We start from the raw sequence: 21,639 nt of genomic DNA, 5'->3' as shown, positions 1-21,639 counted from the left end.
ATTTTAAAAGCGGAAGCCTGTGCTGAAATAGGGATACCAGCCTTCATTGGATTTCGTCATGACAAAATGCAAAGGAAGTGCATTGGCGACGATGTAATAAATGCCTCCACCCACACCTTGATGAAACTTATCGCTGTTATAGCCCTTTGCCCACACTTTTCCAACATCATACATACCCATTAGTCCAAATTCACCTGGAAGAACATAGCTTTTGACATCAATTACTTTGACACGAGCCTCTAGGTTATTGTAAAGCATCTGTTGACCTGCAAATCGATACTGGCGAAATCCCCTGAGATTTTCATGGCTGCCTAGAAATAGATATTGATAAAATGTAGGGTTCCCAACAACGGTGCCCCCTCCTGTTCTATTGGCGAATATAATGCCTTCATTGAAAGCGCTAAAGTAACCCGTCATTGCAGCACTTAACTGCGCTGAGTTTTTTGAGTACTGATTGAGTCCAAAATAAGAATTCAAAGCGGCTTCAATATATAGCCCTTTACTTGGGTTAATCTTTCGATTACGGGAGTCTTGTGTTAAAAAGGCATTGATACCTGCAAAAGCTTTGTCTTTGGTAATCGATAAACTATCGTAAGAATGTAAAGCTTGGGGATTTAAAATAAATCGATCTTCATTTTCAATCGGATCTAAGTGGTAAAATTGGATATGCGGACCTACGGCAAAGTTTAATGTAGCTGAAGGTTTCCACCTTAACTGTGGATTGACATTGAAAATATTGAATCTACTTCTGTAATATTTTGCACCATACTGTTCCTTTAAGAAGAGCGAGTTATTACCTACGCCGAAAAAATTCTGCGTGTTGTCAGGAGCTTTTGCTAGCGCATCGACAACAAGATCCGCATCCCCGACAACAGCTATCCATTCGCCTCTATAGTGAATTTTATAAGCTCCGGTCCGGAAGGCTGTTGCTACAGTAAGTTGTTGCTTATAGGTAAAAGGACTTTTTCTAAATCCACGCTGATGTGTATAAGCAGCCCCTAGCCCCAGCGAAAAACCGTCATCAGCATTATAACCCGCAGTCACCAGGGGAAGCCAGGTGTTGTACAGGTTTACAGGAACAAATTGCGTGTTGGTACTATCTTGTGCATAATGAAGCTTTATTTTGTTCTTTTCACCCAGTAAAGTGGAATTTTTGGTGTTTTCGTAAAGCTGTATTTTCGATTTGCTTTGGTTGATCACATAAGTCTTTGGCGTGTTATCGCCAATAATTCGGAGTTTTATAGGAGAATTTGCGTTATCGATGACAACAGAGTCTTTTCCTTCAGCCAGATAGAGGCGAATTTCTTTCGTCAGGGAATCTTTATAGGTTTTGTCCATCAATGCTTTGGTGACTTTCCCATCTTTATTGATCTTCGAAACTTTGACTTTTAAGTTTTTATTCGCTGTGCTGTATATTTCTACTTTTTCATTTTTGTCGCTGAGATGAATATCGACAATGTTATTAATGAAATTGTAATACTCTTCCATCGCCATGGGCAGTGCATCACGACGGCTTTGAAGTGTTTTAAAAATTTGCTCTCCACGAATAGCAATGGACGATTGCGGCAGGCTATGTACCGACTCCCATAATACCGAATCTGTGAGACGTGCTACAAATTGCTTAACCTCTTTGGTCCATTCCTTGTGAGGAAGCTGGTTGCTCGGATGAGCATTTAAAAAGCGTGATTTAAACAAAGAATAGCGAATATCGGGAATACCGGTCGTGAAACCTTGCATGACTGGGTTGACAAATTGCTGATAGATATCTTTCATTAGAAAACCTTGTGTGACACGCAGTGCCTGATCCCGATCGCGGGGAATAGGAATATAGTCTTTATCGTGATCTGTGCTATCCTGATTTTCATTGTACCAACGCCATTGATCCTCGTGTCGATCCCAGTCGCTTACCAGTACATCCAGCATTCTTGCGCGGAGATATGCCTTAGCCTTAAAGTTATCGTCGTTATCTTCCTGTAGTTTTCGTACAGCTTTTGGGCTGTTGTCTGAATCACCAAGAGGTTCGCGTTCTTCTAGTAAAGCCACCGTATGCTCAAAAAGCGGAGCGTATTCACCCAATATGCTGTCTTGTGCAACAACGCCGATGATTGGATGGGCATGTTGGACGTTCACGGCATTTGCCAAAGCGGGGATCATAAGCGCGGAATAGGGATGTTGCGCGCTAGTGGCATCGTCCAAGATATCCTGTACAAAGGTGCCATGTAGCTCTTCTGGTATGAGGGATTCAGTCCTTTTATTGACTGATCGTAGGGCCCATTCCCGACCGCTTGAATCTGTAAGTCGTAGAGAAACCGATTGCATCCCGCCCCCCTGTTTGACAGGATGCAGTCCCCCGTATAAGGTTGAAAGTTGGAGCAAAGGTAAGGTGGTTTCTGCAGCCCATTCTTTGCGGTAGTTTTCGCCAAGGAAGAACTTTTTGAATTTACTGGCTTTACCATATTTTGCATTTGCAACGATACTTACACTGTCCTTGATGACGGTTTTAGCAAAGGACTTGCCCTGATGTGCAGGTGACTGTGTATGTTTTTGTTGTGAATAAACATGACTAGCAAGAAAAATAAGAAAGAATGGTACAACCTTTTGCATGCCTATTTTTGTTCAAATTTATAAATGATCCCTTTATCCTGATTACCGGCTTCGCTGCTGATGTAAAGATTGAATTTTGAATCAAAGTTAATTCCTTCAGGTTGAGGGAAGATCTTCGGATCTAATGGAGAGAGCGATTTTACACGAAAATTCTCATCGGTTACCACAAGGGCTTTGTCGACAGAAGATAAGATATACCATTCCTTGCTGTCTGCTTTTTTCGCTAACGCAGAAGGTTTGAACGTTTTCTTAATTTTAGCATCAAATGCCTGAAGTTGATCAAGCTGGATGGCAAATTCTCCTTTCGGCTGGAGTTGACCACGCTCGTCAATTGAAAAGACATAGCCAGAGGTTTGTGGTTGTTTTCTGTCGACCTTGCATTCTTTACATAATACGTATGCTTGATTACTTTCGCGGTCAACAAAAAGCCCCTCATACTCTCCCTTTGGGAGTAAATTTTTCTGTTCAACAACGTTTTTTATATCGTCCTTTTCGGCAATCGGAAAGGAATAGATGCTGCCATTGCTCTTTAAGATAAAGAAATGTGTATTGCTTATCGAGATATCCTCATAGTCGCCATCTTTTCCGAAAGGGTTGAACGTGACTTTTTGTGTCGGTTGGTTAAATTTATAAAGAAAGCCCTGCTCGTCTTGGATGGCATAAATATCGTCATCCTGTCCCGCGAGGAAGGCTATTCCGGATATTTCTAACAATTCGTCTGGCAAACTCATTTTTATGCCCGAAGATAATGTATAGGGTATTTGTTGCGGTTTTTCAGCTTGAACATGAGCGAGCTTGTTGCTATTTTCCTTGGCTGTATTATTCGGGTTGCAGGCGAGAAAAATAGCGGAGGCTAAGCCTAATGCCATAGTTGTCAATATCGTCGGGTTTTTCATCATTATATGATTAAATTTAAATTGATGAAGTCATCAGATTTCTGAATGAGCTTACGTGCAATGGTTATTTTGTTGGGCTTTCAGGCTGGTCATGCTTTTATGAGATGCCCTGCTGAAGAGTCCTATTGTTTCATTTTGCCTTTCAAATAATTAAGGATTTGTTGCTGCGAAACATTCTTCTGTTGTGTTTCTATTGCCTGATTTTGCCCATGTTCATCCAGCAAAGTTGCTTCGGTGTCGTCCGCAAACTGAATATCGAACAGCTCCTGTATTTGATGGGCTAATGTTAGATTCAGCAGCGGAAAGCAAGTTTCTATACGTCGGTAGATATTGCGGTTCATCCAGTCCGAAGAACCCAGGTATACGCTGCTTTGTGCTTGATATTGAAAAATAAATATTCTGCCATGTTCTAAATATCGTCCTACAATCCGTTTCACGACAATCTTGTCGCTCAATCCAGGTACTTGTGGTTTTAGCCTACAGATTCCTCTGACCAATAACTGCAGTTTTACCCCTGCCCGGCTTGCTTCATACAATTTATTGATTAACGATTCTTCTTCAAGATTGTTTAATTTAATTTTTATTGTAGCTGTCTCTCCGGCTTTAGCAGCTTGGATGGCCTGGTCGATCAGGGATAAAAACGTATGTTTGAGGTTGAACTGTGCAATCAGTAAATGACTAAAAGACAGCTCATTTGGACTATGGGGTTTTCTCCGGGCCGGTAAAAACTCGAATAACATATTTAATTCGTTGGTCAATAGCTTATTTGAGGTAATGAGGAAATAGTCTGTGTAGACCTTCGCCGTTTTTTCATTTAGATTTCCTGTACCTAGCAATGCACTTTCACGACCTTGTTTGCGTTTGACCAGCGCTATTTTGGCGTGTACTTTTAAATTGGGGATACTATAGGTAATTTTTACCCCCTGTTCTTTCATCAATCGAGCCCAATGTATATTATTTGCTTCATCAAAGCGCGCTTTCAATTCGACAAATACATTGACTCTTTTTCCATTTTTTGCTGCGGTAGCGAGTGCTTGTGCAATATGTGAATCACCGGCGATACGGTATAAGGTCGTGTAAATCTCGTCTACGGTTGGATCTATTGCAGCCTCGTTAAAAAAACGCAGTATGGGGTCGAACGATTCATAGGGAGTACAGATCAACAGATCCTCCCGGTCTATTTGGTCAAAGATAGATTCCTTAAAATTCTGATTCTTATTAATTTGCAGCTGTTTTGGATAAGAAAGTTCGGCTATTTTAATCGGAAATGAAAATAGATCCTTGAGATTGTGGTAGTTTCCGCCTTCGACAATGCTACTTTTCCGTAGATCAAATAATGTTGCCAGTGTTTCTATCAACTGTTTTGGCAGATTTGGCTGGAATAGAAAGCGTGTTGCATAGCCAAGGTCACGTTTATTGACTTCCATCTCGATTTTTTGGGCAATATCACCCTCAAATTCATCTTGGAGATTTAATTCCGCATCCCTTGTGATTTTAAAGGAATAGAAATTTAATGAGGTATTTCTTATGGCTTCAGGAAAAAATGCTCTGATAATATCATCTATGAGCACGACATATTTATTGCCATCGATTTCACAGGTGAAAAAGCGGCCAATATGATTTGAAGGGACATTTAGAAAGAATACCAGTTCAGTATTGTCGTCTGTAACGACGAAGTAGAGCTGATTGTTGATCGGGAAAAAAGAGGTGTCATCAATCGGTATAATTTGGAGGTAGGAGGCAATTGTAGTAAAGAAATACTGGGCTGTGAGGTCTTTTATTTCGGTCGGAATAGCTTGATTGTAAATAAAGAATATATTTTCTTTTGCTAATTCTTGGATAATATCAGCTAGTATTAGGCCAAATTTTTCCTGTTGTTTGCTGATGGTTTTTGACGCTTTTTTATACGTCCCAATATCTATGTTCGGAATGAGCTGCCCGGGATTTTGCTTCATTATTTTTTTCCAAGCCATCAGTACAGGCATTCTAACCCGATAAAATTCATCCAGATTGGATGAGAAAATAGCGAGAAACTGTAGTTTTTCCAATAAAGGTACCTCCTGACGACCAGCTTGGTCAAGTACCCTATCATTGAACGACAGCCAGCTGATGTCTCTGTTGATATAAAGGTCTTTCTTCTTCATCCGTATAAATTTATGGTTATGGCAACATGCTTACAACAACATCAATAAATGATGCAGTCTATTGGTCGCTAATGATTGATTTAAAGGCAGCATCTTTTTAAATAAAAAAGAAAGTTTGAACAATATGATCCTGACATATTCAGCTGTATTTATAGGATTGCATTAAAATATGGTTGCGACGACAAAGGAAACAACCGATATAACAAGACCAAACATAAAAATTCCATATGCGTATCGTAGAAGTTTGTATTTTCGGCCTAATACCACACCTTGTGAATAAACATCCTTGGTAAGCATGCCATATAGAAATTCCGAATCGACCATTACCTTCTGCATGCCTTCGTTGTAGTCGTCGAGTTTCATCTTGTAAAAGTTCCCAAAAAAGAGCAGATTGACTGATTTTTGTTCGATTTCCTCCTTTGAGAATTTACCAGAGGGAATTTTGGGTATTGTTGACAATATTGCCATGACCATGGTTGCTACCACGGCCGTTGTTAAGATAATTGTTGGGATAATAAGGTGCTCGTTGGCATCTAGTTTCCGGAATAAGACAGCAATCACGACGGAAAGGATAATAGAATTGACCGTTAACAAGATGTTGGCCTTGTTGTCTGCCATGTCGCTTAATCGCTGATTGTTTGAGGACGTAATCCGAAACATTGTTTCTATCCCACGTTCTGGCTTACTGCCTTTCTCCTTTTCCTTTTTGTCTTCTTTTTTGCTTTCTTTATTTTTTGAGATAGATTTCTCCTGTTTTTTCTCCAGTTCTTTTAGATTCATCTCCTTTTTGGCATTAAGCTTTTGCTGAGCATATTCAGTATGGTAATGATGGCTCATTAATAGTTTGATTGTGCCCGCCCGCCATACGTCTTTATCGATCTCCTTCCCTAATACTGCTTCAGCTTCGGCTTTCATCAGTTTGTTTCTGGTAACGAAATCCTCATTCCCAAAATGAAATAGGTCCGCGTCGCAGAGAATTTGTTCCAGTAGGTTTGTGGGATCCTGAGGCATTCTCGTTGCCAAAATACAACCTTTGATTTTTTCCTGTACGGCTTCCGGTATTCCTTTATCCTGGAGAAAATTGAAAGCAATTTCGACACTTATCTTCTCATGGCCGATAGCATTGTCAGATTTTACGTAGCCAAGGTCATGAAAGTAGGCCGCGCTAATAACAATAAAGTGATCCTCCTCTCCTAGTTTATAGTGCGATGAAATCTCCTCCGCAGCACGTACAACAGAACGTGTGTGTATCGTATTGTGAAAACAATGGCAAACTGAAATATTTTCTGTAATATAAGTTTCAGCATATTCTTCTACCTGTTTTAAAAGCTGAGCATAATCTATCATGGACCAATATGGTTTTATGTGCAATAAAAGTATTTAATATCTTTAATTTCTTAAAAATAAGGTCTTCTTTTTTGTTATTTATTAACCTAGATCAAATTTACTGAAAAAAGAGATATTCCAATAGTTGTAAAATTACCTGTTATATAAGTAGAAGGTTGACTGTTAAAACAGATCGTTAATCGGATAAGGTCTTTCAATATAGGTCATGAGGCTCAGGCCAACTGGGTTTGGATCGTTTTATAATGCGAGTGCCCCCCAGGGTTCTTCCCTAAACGGAGAAGAGTTCTGGATTGCTTATTCTTTAGTTTAGTTTTTATCTAGAGTTAGTTTAGCCTTTAGTTAGGGTTTGTTTAGCTATAACCTAAGCTATACCTAAACAAACCCTAACTAAACCCTAAGTAAACCCTAAGTAAAGTGGTAAGAAAGTATAGCTATTAAAAGGGTCAATCAGGAGTGCTGTATGCTTTCATCCCTTTATAAGCTGTGCTGCGGTATCCTTGCGGTGCCATCTTTCCGGCGGCACAATTTTCCGTCCTTTCCGGTACGGATTCTACCCGAGGGGCCGCGCAGGCTTTTGGCAGAAGATCCTGACCGGATTATGCACCTTGATGTTTTTCTATTCTTTTGGCTGCTATCTTTGCGCCCGTTCCCGTCCATCGGCTGCGCTGCCATTCCCGTCCGACCTTAGTACTTTCTTGCGCAAGCCACCCCCTTCCGGTGTCCTGCGCGGAAGCCCGCACGGGAAGCAGGGACAGAAATCCGCTGCAGATCTTAGGAAAGTACCCTTTTTGCCACCTTCGACGTAGGCCTGTGGTCAGAAACCAAAAAGAATCTTGCACCGTTACAGGCAGTTAAGGATAAAATGAAAATAATAAGAACAAAAGGCTTGGAAGTCTGCCCGAAAACTCCCTATCTTTGCACCACTCCGCAAGGGAGGGACGGTTACTTCGAGAGAAGGAATCCTGAAAAAAGAAGGGTTTAAGAGAAGTCTGGCAGGATTTAAAATCCCGCTCAGTTTATTTTAAACGCGGAAATCGAAAAAAAGGAAAAGAAAAAAAACTTCAAAAAGTTTTTGGAAGTTCAGAAAAGATTTCTACCTTTGCAGTCCCAACGGAAACGAAGGGAAAAACAAAAAAGATAAAGACGGCGCAATGCCATCGGAATAAAGCAGATACGGAAGTTGAAGCGACAAAGTTCTTTAAGAAAACACAATCATGTAAGCGTGACGAGTAGACAAACGAAAGTCATGAACAAATTCAAGTAATTCGTTCAATTCGATCCAAGATCAGAGATATAAAAAAAGAATTCTGATTATGTAAATAGTTGGAATCAAAAACTTCATTTTACAATGGAGAGTTTGATCCTGGCTCAGGATGAACGCTAGCGGCAGGCCTAATACATGCAAGTCGGACGGGATCCGTCGGAGAGCTTGCTCGAAGATGGTGAGAGTGGCGCACGGGTGCGTAACGCGTGAGCAACCTACCTCTATCAGGGGGATAGCCTCTCGAAAGAGAGATTAACACCGCATAACATATCTGACCGGCATCGGTTAGCTATTAAATATTTATAGGATAGAGATGGGCTCGCGTGACATTAGCTAGTTGGTAGGGTAACGGCTTACCAAGGCGACGATGTCTAGGGGCTCTGAGAGGAGAATCCCCCACACTGGTACTGAGACACGGACCAGACTCCTACGGGAGGCAGCAGTAAGGAATATTGGTCAATGGGCGGAAGCCTGAACCAGCCATGCCGCGTGCAGGAAGACTGCCCTATGGGTTGTAAACTGCTTTTGTCCAGGAATAAACCTAGATACGTGTATCTAGCTGAATGTACTGGAAGAATAAGGATCGGCTAACTCCGTGCCAGCAGCCGCGGTAATACGGAGGATCCGAGCGTTATCCGGATTTATTGGGTTTAAAGGGTGCGTAGGCGGCCTATTAAGTCAGGGGTGAAATACGGTGGCTCAACCATCGCAGTGCCTTTGATACTGATGGGCTTGAATCCATTTGAAGTGGGCGGAATAAGACAAGTAGCGGTGAAATGCATAGATATGTCTTAGAACTCCGATTGCGAAGGCAGCTCACTAAGCTGGTATTGACGCTGATGCACGAAAGCGTGGGGATCGAACAGGATTAGATACCCTGGTAGTCCACGCCCTAAACGATGATAACTCGATGTTGGCGATAGACAGCCAGCGTCCCAGCGAAAGCGTTAAGTTATCCACCTGGGGAGTACGCCCGCAAGGGTGAAACTCAAAGGAATTGACGGGGGCCCGCACAAGCGGAGGAGCATGTGGTTTAATTCGATGATACGCGAGGAACCTTACCCGGGCTTGAAAGTTAGTGAAGAGTGCAGAGACGCACTCGTCCTTCGGGACACGAAACTAGGTGCTGCATGGCTGTCGTCAGCTCGTGCCGTGAGGTGTTGGGTTAAGTCCCGCAACGAGCGCAACCCCTATGTTTAGTTGCCAGCATGTAATGGTGGGGACTCTAAACAGACTGCCTGTGCAAACAGAGAGGAAGGTGGGGACGACGTCAAGTCATCATGGCCCTTACGTCCGGGGCTACACACGTGCTACAATGGATGGTACAGCGGGCAGCTACATAGCAATATGATGCTAATCTCTAAAAGCCATTCACAGTTCGGATTGGGGTCTGCAACTCGACCCCATGAAGTTGGATTCGCTAGTAATCGCGTATCAGCAATGACGCGGTGAATACGTTCCCGGGCCTTGTACACACCGCCCGTCAAGCCATGAAAGTTGGGGGTACCTAAAGCATGTTACCGAAAGGAGCGTGTTAGGGTAAAACCGATAATTGGGGCTAAGTCGTAACAAGGTAGCCGTACCGGAAGGTGCGGCTGGAATACCTCCTTTCTAGAGTATCGAAGATCGGTGCTCGTCACGTTACATATGATTGCAGGAAGAAAAAACATCAGAAGAAAGTGCCCGCCCCTAAGGGAGCAGGACCGAGAGAAAGAGATGAACAAGATAAGCTAGTCCCGTAGCTCAGTTGGTTAGAGCACTACACTGATAATGTAGGGGTCAGCAGTTCAAATCTGCTCGGGACTACGAAAACGAATGGGGAATTAGCTCAGCTGGCTAGAGCACCTGCCTTGCACGCAGGGGGTCAACGGTTCGAATCCGTTATTCTCCACATCTCCGGTGAAGTATATAAAGATATACTTCAGGATACCGGAAAAAGAGTTCTTTGACATATTGAAAGAGAAAAAAAATTACAAGAGAAGACAACAGTATAGAGACAATACGTGTATGTGTCTGAAGTAAGGGAGAGACCCTCGGTGAATGCCGGACGATCCCGAACCTAGCATATGTGTATATATATCAAAAGCAGCCGCATAGTAGCAAAAGGCTATGCCGGTGAAGAAAGTAAATAAGGGCACACGGGGGATGCCTAGGCTCTCAGAGGCGAAGAAGGACGTGATAAGCTGCGATAAGCTTTGGGGATTGGCAAATGCGACTTGATCCAGAGATTTCCGAATGGGGCAACCTGACTATTTGAAGAATAGTCGTATAAAACGCGAACGCGCTGAACTGAAACATCTAAGTAGGCGTAGGAGAAGAAAATAACAATGATTTCCCAAGTAGTGGCGAGCGAACGGGAAAGAGCCCAAACCGATCATGTTACGGCATGGTCGGGGTTGTAGGACCACGACATTGTACAGCGCTATGAACTGGAAGCAGGTGGGAAACTGCGCAATAAGGGTGAGAGCCCCGTACAGGTAAAGAATGTTGACATAGTGGTATCCTGAGTACCGCGGGACCGGAGAAATCCTGTGGGAATCCACCAGCACCATCTGGTAAGGCTAAATACTCCTGAGAGACCGATAGTGAACCAGTACCGTGAGGGAAAGGTGAAAAGAACCCCGAACAGGGGAGTGAAAAGAACCTGAAACCGTGTGCTTACAAGCGGTTGGAGCAGGCAGGTCCTGTGACAGCGTGCCTTTTGCATAATGAGCCTACGAGTTACTCTTGTCTGGCAAGGTTAAGTCCTTCAGGGACGCAGCCGAAGCGAAAGCGAGTCTTAATAGGGCGCATAGTCAGATGAGGTAGACGCGAAACCTTGTGATCTACCCTTGGGCAGGTTGAAGTTGCAGTAACATGTAATGGAGGACCGAACCGATAAACGTTGAAAAGTTTCCGGATGACCTGAGGGTAGGGGTGAAAGGCCAATCAAACTGGGAAATAGCTCGTACTCCCCGAAATGTTTTTAGGAACAGCGTCGGCGTAGAGTTTGATAGAGGTAGAGCTACCGATTGGGTGCGGGGGAGTCAAATCCTACCAAATCCAGACGAACTCCGAATGCTATCAAATATAGCCGGCAGTGAGGCTTTGGGTGCTAAGGTCCAAGGCCGAGAGGGAAAGAACCCAGACCATCAGCTAAGGTCCCCAAATTCGTTCTAAGTTGAACTAACGAGGTCCGGTTGCCCAGACAGCTAGGATGTTGGCTTGGAAGCAGCCATTCATTTAAAGAGTGCGTAACAGCTCACTAGTCGAGCGGCCGGGCGTGGATAATAAACGGGCATCAAGAACGGTACCGAAGCTATGGATTTGCATTGAAAGATATGCATCTGGTAGGGGAGCATTCCATCGCCGGGGAAGCAGTTTGGCAATGAACTGTGGAGGTTATGGAAAAGCAAATGTAGGCATAAGTAACGATAAGGCGGGTGAGAAACCCGCCCACCGAAAGACCAAGGTTTCCTGATCAACGTTAATCGGATCAGGGTCAGTCGGGACCTAAGGCGCACCCGAAGGGGGCAAGCCGATGGACAACTGGTTAATATTCCAGTACTCTTCATAACTGCGATGTGGTGACGGAGTAGTGACACTGCCGCGAACTGACGGAATAGTTCGTTGAAAGGCGTAGGTATAGGGACGGTAGGCAAATCCGCCGACCCTGCTGAAACCCAATAGTACAGCAAAGCTCCGGTGGCGCTGATAGAGCAGGTAAACAGACTTCCAAGAAAACCCGCTAAGCTTCAGGTTATGAAGACCCGTACCGCAAACCGACACAGGTGGTCGAGGAGAGAATCCTAAGGTGCTCGAGTGAGTCATGGCTAAGGAACTCGGCAAAATGGCCCTGTAACTTCGGGAGAAGGGGCGCTGTCTCGTAAGAGCAGCCGCAGTGAAAAGGCCCAGGCGACTGTTTAACAAAAACATATGGCTTTGCAAAATCGCAAGATGAAGTATAAGGCCTGACACCTGCCCGGTGCTGGAAGGTTAAGAGGGGATGTCATCGCAAGAGAAGCATTGAATCGAAGCCCCAGTAAACGGCGGCCGTAACTATAACGGTCCTAAGGTAGCGAAATTCCTTGTCGGGTAAGTTCCGACCTGCACGAATGGTGTAACGATCTGGGCGCTGTCTCAGCCATGAGCTCGGTGAAATTGTGGTATCGGTGAAGACGCCGATTACCCGCAACGGGACGGAAAGACCCCATGCACCTTCACTATAGCTTAACATTGAGATTGGGTACAGGATGTGTAGGATAGGCGGGAGATGTTGAAGTGGCTTCGCCAGGAGTCATGGAATCAACCTTGAAATACCGCCCTTTCTGTATTCGGTTTCTAACTCGGCAATGCCGAGGACATTGTTTGGTGGGTAGTTTGACTGGGGTGGTCGCCTCCAAAAAGGTAACGGAGGCTTTCAAAGGTAAGCTCAGTACGCTTGGTAACCGTACGTGGAGTGCAATGGCATAAGCTTGCTTGACTGTGAGACCGACAAGTCGAACAGGGTCGAAAGACGGACATAGTGATCCGGTGGTTCTGTATGGAAGGGCCATCGCTCAAAGGATAAAAGGTACGCTGGGGATAACAGGCTGATCTCCCCCAAGAGCTCATATCGACGGGGAGGTTTGGCACCTCGATGTCGGCTCGTCACATCCTGGGGCTGGAGAAGGTCCCAAGGGTTGGGCTGTTCGCCCATTAAAGTGGCACGCGAGCTGGGTTCAGAACGTCGCGAGACAGTTCGGTCCCTATCTGTTGTGGGCGTTGGAAGTTTGAGTGGATCTGACCTTAGTACGAGAGGACCGGGTTGGACAGACCTCTGGTGAACCTGTTATGCCGCCAGGTGTACGGCAGGGTAGCTACGTCTGGAATAGATAAGCGCTGAAAGCATCTAAGTGCGAAACTAGCCACGAGATGAGACTTCCTTATAGGGTCGTAGAAGATGACTACGTTGATAGGCCATAGGTGTAAAGGTTGAGAGACCAAAGCCAAGTGGTACTAATAGCCCGAAGCTTTCTCAAGCAGACAGACACTGTTGTCTTCCTCTTTAATTTTTAAGAAACAAACAGGAAACGTAACTCTTTCAATAGCTATGTCAGTTGGCATGAAGATGATCATATAAGATCACAATGTCAATAAAGATTTTTAGGTGCCTATATCGGCGGTGTCTACCTCTTCCCATTCCGAACAGAGCAGTCAAGCCCGCCAGAGCCGATGGTATTGCCGTAACAGGTGGGAGAGTAGGTCGGTGCCTTTTTTTACACGGAAGCCCTTGCTGGAAACAGTCAAGGGCTTCTTTCGTTTAAGTACTTCCGTATTTCCATGTACAGGCTATTGCATATCCTCCGCCTTTCGGTTATCGCAGCACTAAGCTTGAGTTTACTGTATGATAATTTTCTAGTGCTAAAACTTGAACAAGCGAATTAAGCCTATTGTAACTCATTCTACTTACTTAATGTAGAATTACTGGTATGGCTTTATATAAACAAAATGCATACGTATGATCTTCTTAGTGAGAGTATTGTTGACGTTATCAAATTCGCAAACCGATAACGTTCGTTTTGCCGAGCAGGAATGAGGTCATAAAACTAGTAATAGAGAAGTCCAAGTTTAGAACATTTATATGGAATTTTAACTTAAATATTTATAATTTTTTACTTAATATTCCATATGCCTCGGGATGTTCAAAACATGAGCAATGAGACAATTATAATACGCTACCTATAGATATTTAAGTTAAATGTTTAATTTTTTTAATGTTTTGCAGGTGGTAAAGTGAATTATTGGAATGAATTGTATATTTGTGGATATTAACTTATATAATGAAAAAGGCTAAATTATTAATGTTGGGCCAAATGATGGCAGTTATTGCTCTACTTATATTTTCCGAAACACTTTGTGCTCAAAAGAAATCTAATAATACAGATTATATTGTTTTCATGAATGGAGATAGCTTATATGGGAAAATTTCTTCAGTTACGGATAGTAAATTGTCATGGCGTGATGGAGATACGCAGATGGATTTTTTTCCAGACCAAGTTTTTCGTGTTTATCAAAATAGTAAAAGCAAAATTTTCGCACCTTCTCATATCGAAACAGGGCTAGAAAAGGTTAAAAATACAAAACCTCAGATTTTTCGGATTAATAAAGAAAAATCAGAGGAATTAAGATTTGCTGAATTAATTCTGGATGGTGAAATAATGGTCTATTATTTTAAAAGCTCTAGCTTGGCGGTGGGAGGTGGAACCTCTGGACCTATTCTCGGTTTCACGACAACGAAATATTGGTGTGCTCTTAAGCGTTCTTCTGGGGAGATAATTGAATTGAATGATGTTGTAAAAGATATTTTGGGGAATGATGTAAAACAAAGGGCTAAAGCGCTATCAGCATTAATAGAAGATGAACCAACCATATTAAAGCAATTTCAGCTTGAAAGAAAATATAGTTACGAGTTGTTTTTAAATTATATAAAAAAGTATAATGAAGCTAGGTTATCTAAAGAAAATGGGGCCAGCATCGTTTCGGAACGTATAATATATTAGCTTATTGGCGTCATAAATGACGCCAATAAGCTAATATATCATCAAAAAGGAATTCTGAGATAATAGACTTTAATCTTCTTCTGTATAAAAGTCGATCAACGAGGAGATATAAGGATCTTCCCATCCATCCGAGATATTTTCAAAGTCTTCATCCGGTATATTTGTCTGCCTAATCTCCAAGGATGTTCCTTTTTTATGTTCATGCAGCTTTAATGTAACGATAGAAGGGCTGTCTGTTTCACCGAAATACCATTCTTGTACAATTTTTGTCGAAGGTTCCAGTTCCAAGAATCGGCCAGTTATAGCACCATCCCACAAAGAGAATTCCCCATTGACAGTAGGGTCTATAGACACAAGGTCCCCTGTCCAAAGACGAGCGGTAATTTCGGTCGTTAATGCAAGATACAGCTCCTCTGGAGTTGCAGGAATAATAGCATATTTCTTGAATTCTTTCATGGTACAAAGTTACTCTTTCTTGTAATTTACCACTTATTTTGACTTCATTTTTATTTATCTTAATTTTATCGCAAACTATTGGGACAATATGAGTAATTTTCTGCCAAATTCTTTAGTGAAAAAGTTAGGAGTGAATCCGTTATTTGATACTGATGCATTTATTAAGATACATGAGGAAGGTATTCGGGCGACAGCAATACGCCTAAACCCTAATAAATTAGAAGATTGTCCGTTTCCTAATGCAGGGCAAGTTCCCTGGTGTAATGTGGCTTATTATCTTCAGGATCGTCCAGTGTTTACATTAGATCCATTATTTCATGCTGGAGCATATTATCCACAAGATGCTTCGTCCATGTTCATTGATCATATCATTCGAAGTTTGAAGTTACATGAGGGGAGTATTCGGGCGTTGGATCTATGTGCCGCCCCCGGAGGAAAGTCTACCTTATTAAACAGTAGTTTACATCCGGAATCACTCTTGGTTGCAAATGAAATTATTAAAACTAGGGTTACAATCCTGCAAGATAACTTAATGAAATGGGGAAATGCAAACACAGTAACTACAAATAATGATCCTGCAGCGTTTAATCGTCTTCCTGGATACTTCGATTTGATGGTTGTTGATGCGCCATGTTCTGGATCTGGAATGTTTAGAAAAGATGCCGATGCCATCGATGAATGGTCCGAAGCTAATGTTAAGCTTTGTAGCGAAAGACAACAACGGATTTTGGTTGAAAGCTTGAGTGCTTTAAATAAGGGCGGATATTTGTTTTATTCAACCTGTTCTTATTCACCAGAAGAGAATGAAGATATTGTCGATTGGCTATTGGGTAGCGGCGATTTTGTATCTGTTGAAATAGCTATTGAAGAGCATTGGGGAATTGATCATACAAATTCTAATAAGCATCGTGCACACGGTTATCGATTTTACCCGCATAAATTAGGTGGAGAGGGCTTTTTTATTGCTGTCCTTAAGAAGGTTGGTGAACAAGAAACATTCAATAGAAAGCGAATTAAACCGGAGAAATCAGATGTACCCAAAGGAATTTTAGATAGCTGGATTTCGGATAGTACTAGTTTTCATACTTTCCTTCATCATGAGGATGTATATGTTTTCCCAAAAATGTATGAGGATGATCTAAAGTATCTACAAAATGTGCTCTATCTTAAGAATGCGGGAACCAATGTCGGCAAGCTTAATAGAAAGGAGCTAATACCAAGCCATGCACTGGCCTTGAGTAATCATTTGACCAAAGACTTTCAATCGGTAGAATTGTCGCTTGAAGATGCCCGTAATTACCTTAGAAAGGAAAATATAACTGTGGATACGATTGGCCAAAGTCTTCAAGGATGGACAATAGCAAGTTTTGAAGGTAAACCTTTGGGCTGGATAAAGGTATTGACCAACCGAATCAATAACTATTATCCAAAGGAATTGAGGATTGTAAATTTGTAAAATATAGCGGCATTGAACACGGAGAATGTGTTTATAAAAGTTGTGCTTAGGAAAGGCTTACGATAATTGAACAGATATCTTTAGCAACTTCTTCTTTTGATTTTAGGCTAAACTCACGGGTATTTCCAGACCGATCGATTATAGTAACTTTATTGGTATCTGTTGCGAAGCCGGCTCCTTTATCCTGCATGGAATTGAGCACGATAAAATCCAGGTTTTTTCGAATCAATTTGTCTTTCGCATTTTCGAGCTCATTATTGGTTTCCAATGCAAACCCAACGAGTAATTGGTTTTCTTTCTTTTTAGCCCCTAAAGTTGCCAGAATATCTACCGTTTTTTTCAGCTCAATGGATAATTCGTTTTCTTTCTTTTTTATTTTTTGGCTAGCAACTTCAACTGGTGTGTAGTCTGCCACAGCAGCACTCATCACAACAATATCTGCGGCTTCAAAATGTTCTTCACAGGCATGTAACATCTCAGCTGCCGAGGTTACTGAAATGGTATCGACGCCTTTGGGTAGTTTAAGGGCGCTGGGGCCTGATACTAGCGTTACGTCTGCGCCAAGTTCTTCAAGTTGTGTGGCGATAGCATAGCCCATTTTTCCACTTGAATGATTGCCAATGAATCGGACTGGGTCTATAGCTTCATAAGTAGGACCTGCAGATACTAACGCTTTCTTTCCTGCTAAGGGTAGTCCTGTCTCCGAAAATTTAACTAAGAAATCCAGTATTTCTTCTGGTTCCGCCAAACGTCCCTCCCCCACTAGGCCACTAGCCAATTCCCCTTTTCCTGGAGGAATTAGGATATTGCCATAAGAACCAAGCTTATTGATATTGGATTGTGTGGACGGGTGTTTCCACATATCTAAATCCATTGCTGGAGCGAATAGCACCGGACATTTCGCGGATAGATACACGGCAGTTAGGAGGTTGTCACAAAATCCATTGGCCATTTTGGCCAGTGTATTTGCCGTTGCGGGAGCGACTAAAATGTAATCCGCATTTAAGGCAATTTCGACATGATTATTCCATTCCCCGGTATTCGGCTGATAATAATCAATTAAAACAGGATTTTTGGAAAGAGTGGAAAGCGTAAGCGGAGTAATAAAGGCTGTCGCTTCTTTTGACATGACTACGTTAACTCGGGCATCTGCTTTTACTAAAAGGCGGATGAGGGATGCAATCTTGTATGCGGCAATACTGCCGCATACAGCAATTACAATATTTTTCCCAGCTAAAGCCATTGTTTAAGGATTAGTCCTGCTCTTTTGAAGGATTTCTGTAGTACACTTTATCGTGTAAAAATTCATCAATAGCAACCAAAGTAGGCTTTGGCATACGCTCGTAATGTTTTGAAATCTCAATTTGCTCACGGTTTTCGAATACCTCTTCCAAGTTATCGTTGTTACTTGCAAATTCCGCAAGTTTTCCGTTCAATTCTTCTTTAATGTCTACTGCAATTTGGTTCGCGCGTTTAGAAATAACTACAATAGATTCATAGAGATTGTCTGTGCCTTTGTCCAATTGTCTCAAGTCACGTGTAACTGTAGAGTTTGGAATTGAATTGTTATTTTTTTGACTCATCTTTTTGGGTATTTTCTTTTTCTTTTTTCGCCTTTTGTTCTTTGATATATACTTCCTGCTCTGCAACGGCTTTATTATAATCCTTCACTTGAGAGAGGGCGGTTTTAATCCCTTTTTCAGAATTTTCACGAAGGGATTCTGCCTCTTTCATATGTTTGCTATTCGGAAAATTACTTGCGAAGCTACGATAATAGTCCAAGGCATCATCAAATCTACTTTCTTGTTTCAGGAAGAAACTTTTGGACGCATAGATGTATTGTGCTTTTAATGTTAGAAACTCAATCTCTTCCGCGTATTTTGTATCAGGGTATTCTTTTAATACATTCTGTAATGCGATGACAGCTGCCCTGTAATCATCCGTCAGCCCCATGTCATAGTACAGTCTTGCATTGGCAAATGCTTTAAGCTCAAGCTTATCTCTTAATTTCTGAATAAGATCTGCGGCTTCTTTGGACCGTTCTGATTCGGGATAGAGATTGACAAAGAGCTGTAATGCATCAATTGCTTTTTTTGTATTCGCTTGATCCAACGTTGATCTCGGAGAATCCAAGTAATAGCAATAGGCATGCATAAATCTACATTCTTCTGCTCTTGCACTATTTGGATAAACATCTGCAAAATCCTTAAAGTGAAATGCCGCCGATGTATAATCTTTCAGCCGGTAATTGGCAAATGCCAAATAATAGTAAATATTTTCTGCTTCAGCTTGTCCACGGAATTTGGTCCGCAAGTCATCAAACAAAACTAACGCCTTTGTATATTTCTTTTTCTCATAAAGTTTTACGGCCTCTTCGTACTTTTGAGCGATGTTATTGCTTGCGCGCAATTTCTCAAATTTACTTTTACAACCAGTAAATACCAATAGAAACATCATGCCGGCACAGATAGCCGCTATACGCCTATTTAAAAACATTTTACAAAGATAAGTGAATTTGTTATACTAATCAATTAAATTTTACTGCGCAATATAGTTTAATAATTATTTGATCGCAAAAACAACATTTCTTATTAACATTCTTTAACTCGATTAGAGCTATGAAGAAGATATATTGTCATATACTTGTTGTTTTTCCATTGGTAGCGAGGCCTAAAAATACACATTTTAAAATATTTGATTATCTTTACATATTACAATCATTGAATAGCATTAAGAGTATGACTTTAAAAGAAAAAGTTGAGCAAGCATTAGATACCTTGAGACCATATTTGGAGACTGATGGCGGAAATGTGAGTGTTGAAGAGATTACAGCGGATAATGTCGTGCGTTTAAAATTATTGGGAGCATGTGCTTCATGTTCAATGAGCATTATGACCTTTAAAGCTGGTTTAGAACAGGCAATTAAGAAAGCTGTTCCTGAAATTACAGCAGTGGAGGCTATTAATTTAACAGATCCCGATTCCCCAGAAGCAACTTTACCCCCTGTTAATTAGTTTTTCTACTTAACACAATTTAACGGCTAGTTCGGCTACTTTTGTTTAAATTTGTTCCATGAAGTTGCTGGTTTCTATATTATTTGCTGTATTCTTATCTTTTTGTTCCTCTGCTTTACATGCTCAGGAAAGGAAGATTGTTCAGTACTCCGGTGTCGTAACAACAGTTGGGTCTGAACTTCCTGTAGGTTATGCGACCGTCACTAATTTATCTTTCAGGAATGAAGCATTTGCGGCAAATAACGAGGGCTATTTCTCTTTTGTAGCACATGTAGGAGATACCATTCGTTTTACTTCCGTTGGTTTTGATCCTTTAGTTGTCACTATTCCTGATGTTCCTGGAGATAAGTATACCGCAAATATCGTTATGCAGAATCTGGTTACGGAACTCCCGATGGTAACACCTTATCCATGGGCAAGTATCGAAGAGTTTAACATTGCATTTATGAATCTAGACGTTTCTGAAGATAACATCGTGAGAGTTAGGAGGTCGTTGTCTTATGAGTCATTAGCGGCAATGGCAGCTGTAATACCACGTGACGGAAATGAAATGCGTTCAATTAACAATGCGCAAAGCTTTAATACGATGAATAATAAAGTCATCAACCAACGTTATGCTAATCCATTGTTAAATCCTTTTGCATGGGGCAGTTTAATTCAACAGATTACAAAAGGTAGCCAGAGCCGAAAAAGCTCAAGTTATTAATCAGTTGCCTTTAATTTATTTAATTCTCTGACACTTAGCTTTGCTGAGAAATAGGAAACCAGACCAGAGATGCTAGTCACGGTTATGAACACCAAAATGTAGTCACTCCACTTACTTACCATAGGATAGCTGTCAATAATTGTATTTGCTCCATCTTCTACGCGAATGATTCCATAGGCTGACTGGATATAGTTGAATATGCCGCCAATCAATAGGCCCAATACACAGCCAATAATGGCGATCATAAGGCCTTCATAAAAGAAGATACGTTGAATTAGATCATTCGACCCACCGAGACCTTTCAGTATCGTCATATCCTTTTGTTTGTCTAGTACAAGCATGGTTAAGGAACCTACAATATTAAAGATTGCAATCACACTGATCAAGGTCAGTATAAAGAAGACAACCCAACGTTCAACACGTACATTTTTATATAAGGTAGGGTTTTGTTTTTCCCTATTCTTTACAATGTAATCCGGTCCTATTTTCTTTTGTACTGCTTGCTCAAATGAATTAACATCCACACCATCTTTTAGGTAAAACTCGATCGATGAAACGCGCTCATATTCTCCGAGAACCTCTTTAGCAAATGAAATTGGTGTAATAATCAAATTGTCAAAATCTTGTTGATAGCGCAATACTCCTCCCGGAGCTATGGATCGTATGTTGAATTCTTCTGCAGGATTGGAAGAATTCTTTACTCCCTTTCTCGGAGAATACACTTGAATTTGTTCCACAGAGTTCTGCATAGGAATTGCCAGATTTGCCTGTACGCTTGCCCCTATAATTGCGAGGTTAGTAGAATCATGAGTAAGTTCGTACTGACCATCTACGAGGATACTGTCTCCGGCCTTTTTACTTAGCGATTGAGGTTCGACGCCTTTTATATTTGCAATAAATTGTCTATTTGAATATTGCAGTAATACTTTCTCTTGTAGAACCTCCGTGTAATGAACCACATTGGAATCTTTTCGTAATTCACTGAAGACAGCCTGTTTACTGTCAAAGAGTTTTCCTTTCTTGGGTTCAATCTTCAGTTCAGGAGCAAACTTACTGTACATAGATAGTATCAGCTGTTCCATTCCATTGAATGAAGATAGCAAAATGATTAAAGCAGCACTACTTACCATTACGCCAATTACACTAATAGAAGAGATGATATTAATGGCGTTAACTGATTTCTTAGAAAACAGATATCTTTTTGCAAATAGAAATGGCAGATTCATGACTT

The 21,639-nt window shown here is 41.5% G+C and carries 14 protein-coding genes, 2 tRNA genes and 3 rRNA genes; 9 read left to right on the top strand and 10 right to left on the bottom strand.

Annotated elements, in window-relative coordinates:
* Positions 1–3: 3 nt before the first annotated feature.
* The 5 genes from CBM24_RS26720 to CBM24_RS26700 all read right to left on the bottom strand — a co-directional run bounded on the left by CBM24_RS26720 (position 4) and on the right by CBM24_RS26700 (position 7,830).
* Positions 4–2,604: a hypothetical protein gene (locus CBM24_RS26720; RefSeq protein WP_088163353.1), complete on the bottom strand. Its 2,601-nt coding sequence runs from the start codon at positions 2,602–2,604 to the stop codon at positions 4–6.
* Positions 2,605–2,606: 2 nt separating this feature from the next.
* Positions 2,607–3,503 (bottom strand): hypothetical protein, encoded by an 897-nt coding sequence (locus tag CBM24_RS26715; protein ID WP_232475643.1) that lies wholly within the window; start codon positions 3,501–3,503, stop codon positions 2,607–2,609.
* 119 nt (positions 3,504–3,622) lie between these two features.
* Positions 3,623–5,644 (bottom strand): polyphosphate kinase 1, encoded by a 2,022-nt coding sequence (ppk1, locus tag CBM24_RS26710; RefSeq protein WP_088163352.1) that lies wholly within the window; start codon positions 5,642–5,644, stop codon positions 3,623–3,625.
* Positions 5,645–5,806: 162 nt separating this feature from the next.
* Positions 5,807–6,991, bottom strand: coding sequence for a Pycsar system effector family protein (locus CBM24_RS26705; protein ID WP_232475642.1), 1,185 nt, complete (start codon positions 6,989–6,991; stop codon positions 5,807–5,809).
* 596 nt (positions 6,992–7,587) lie between these two features.
* Positions 7,588–7,830 (bottom strand): hypothetical protein, encoded by a 243-nt coding sequence (locus CBM24_RS26700; RefSeq protein ID WP_088163351.1) that lies wholly within the window; start codon positions 7,828–7,830, stop codon positions 7,588–7,590.
* Positions 7,831–8,336: 506 nt separating this feature from the next.
* Between CBM24_RS26700 and CBM24_RS26695 the strand changes: the two genes are divergently transcribed.
* From CBM24_RS26695 to CBM24_RS26670, 6 genes are all read left to right on the top strand, one after another.
* Positions 8,337–9,866: ribosomal RNA gene (locus tag CBM24_RS26695) — 16S ribosomal RNA — on the top strand.
* Between the two features lie 121 nt (positions 9,867–9,987).
* Positions 9,988–10,061: transfer RNA gene (locus CBM24_RS26690), tRNA-Ile, on the top strand.
* A gap of 11 nt (positions 10,062–10,072) precedes the next feature.
* Positions 10,073–10,146 (top strand) — tRNA-Ala (locus CBM24_RS26685).
* Between the two features lie 227 nt (positions 10,147–10,373).
* Positions 10,374–13,255 (top strand): 23S ribosomal RNA (locus CBM24_RS26680).
* 124 nt (positions 13,256–13,379) lie between these two features.
* A 5S ribosomal RNA gene (rrf, locus tag CBM24_RS26675) occupies positions 13,380–13,491 on the top strand.
* Together the 16S, 23S and 5S rRNA genes with 2 tRNA genes alongside form the textbook arrangement of a ribosomal RNA operon.
* Before the next feature lie 565 nt (positions 13,492–14,056).
* Positions 14,057–14,776: a hypothetical protein gene (locus tag CBM24_RS26670; protein WP_088163350.1), complete on the top strand. Its 720-nt coding sequence runs from the start codon at positions 14,057–14,059 to the stop codon at positions 14,774–14,776.
* A gap of 69 nt (positions 14,777–14,845) precedes the next feature.
* Here the strand turns inward: CBM24_RS26670 and CBM24_RS26665 are convergent, their stop codons facing one another.
* Entirely contained in the window at positions 14,846–15,232 is a 387-nt protein-coding gene (locus tag CBM24_RS26665; RefSeq protein WP_088163349.1) for an SRPBCC family protein, read from the bottom strand.
* Between the two features lie 88 nt (positions 15,233–15,320).
* Here CBM24_RS26665 and CBM24_RS26660 point away from each other — a divergent pair, with 88 nt between their 5' ends.
* A complete protein-coding gene (locus tag CBM24_RS26660; protein ID WP_088163348.1) occupies positions 15,321–16,688 on the top strand; it encodes a methyltransferase RsmF C-terminal domain-like protein in 1,368 nt (455 codons plus the stop codon).
* 46 nt (positions 16,689–16,734) lie between these two features.
* Here CBM24_RS26660 and coaBC read toward each other — a convergent pair whose 3' ends face one another.
* From coaBC to CBM24_RS26645, 3 genes are read right to left on the bottom strand one after another with little or no spacing between them, the layout of a single operon-like run.
* Positions 16,735–17,931 carry a bifunctional phosphopantothenoylcysteine decarboxylase/phosphopantothenate--cysteine ligase CoaBC gene (coaBC, locus tag CBM24_RS26655; protein WP_088163347.1) on the bottom strand — a complete coding sequence of 399 codons (1,197 nt, stop codon included), beginning with the start codon at positions 17,929–17,931 and terminating at the stop codon, positions 16,735–16,737.
* A 10-nt stretch (positions 17,932–17,941) separates the two neighbouring features.
* On the bottom strand, positions 17,942–18,271 hold the full coding sequence (locus tag CBM24_RS26650; protein ID WP_075990346.1) for a DNA-directed RNA polymerase subunit omega: 330 nt from the start codon (positions 18,269–18,271) through the stop codon (positions 17,942–17,944).
* Positions 18,255–19,184: an outer membrane protein assembly factor BamD gene (locus tag CBM24_RS26645; protein WP_075990345.1), complete on the bottom strand. Its 930-nt coding sequence runs from the start codon at positions 19,182–19,184 to the stop codon at positions 18,255–18,257. Before CBM24_RS26645 ends, CBM24_RS26650 begins: the two co-directional genes overlap by 17 nt.
* Positions 19,185–19,426: 242 nt before the next feature.
* Between CBM24_RS26645 and CBM24_RS26640 the strand changes: the two genes are divergently transcribed.
* Together CBM24_RS26640 and CBM24_RS26635 are read left to right on the top strand one after the other, a co-directional pair.
* The gene (locus CBM24_RS26640) at positions 19,427–19,702 is read left to right on the top strand and encodes a NifU family protein (protein ID WP_075990344.1); all 276 of its coding nucleotides are present in this window, start codon (positions 19,427–19,429) and stop codon (positions 19,700–19,702) included.
* Positions 19,703–19,760: 58 nt separating this feature from the next.
* The gene (locus CBM24_RS26635) at positions 19,761–20,408 is read left to right on the top strand and encodes a hypothetical protein (RefSeq protein ID WP_088163346.1); all 648 of its coding nucleotides are present in this window, start codon (positions 19,761–19,763) and stop codon (positions 20,406–20,408) included.
* On the opposite strand, the gene CBM24_RS26630 is transcribed toward CBM24_RS26635, so the two are convergent.
* Complete coding sequence (locus tag CBM24_RS26630) at positions 20,405–21,634, bottom strand: FtsX-like permease family protein (RefSeq protein WP_088163345.1); 1,230 nt, start codon at positions 21,632–21,634, stop codon at positions 20,405–20,407. The genes CBM24_RS26635 and CBM24_RS26630 overlap by 4 nt on opposite strands.
* Between the last annotated feature and the right edge of the window lie 5 nt (positions 21,635–21,639).

The organism is Sphingobacterium sp. G1-14, assembly GCF_002196555.1.
Lineage (GTDB): Bacteria > Bacteroidota > Bacteroidia > Sphingobacteriales > Sphingobacteriaceae > Sphingobacterium > Sphingobacterium siyangense.
The sequence above is the reverse complement of the archived record's forward strand: the minus strand, read 5'-3'. Positions and strand labels throughout refer to the sequence as shown.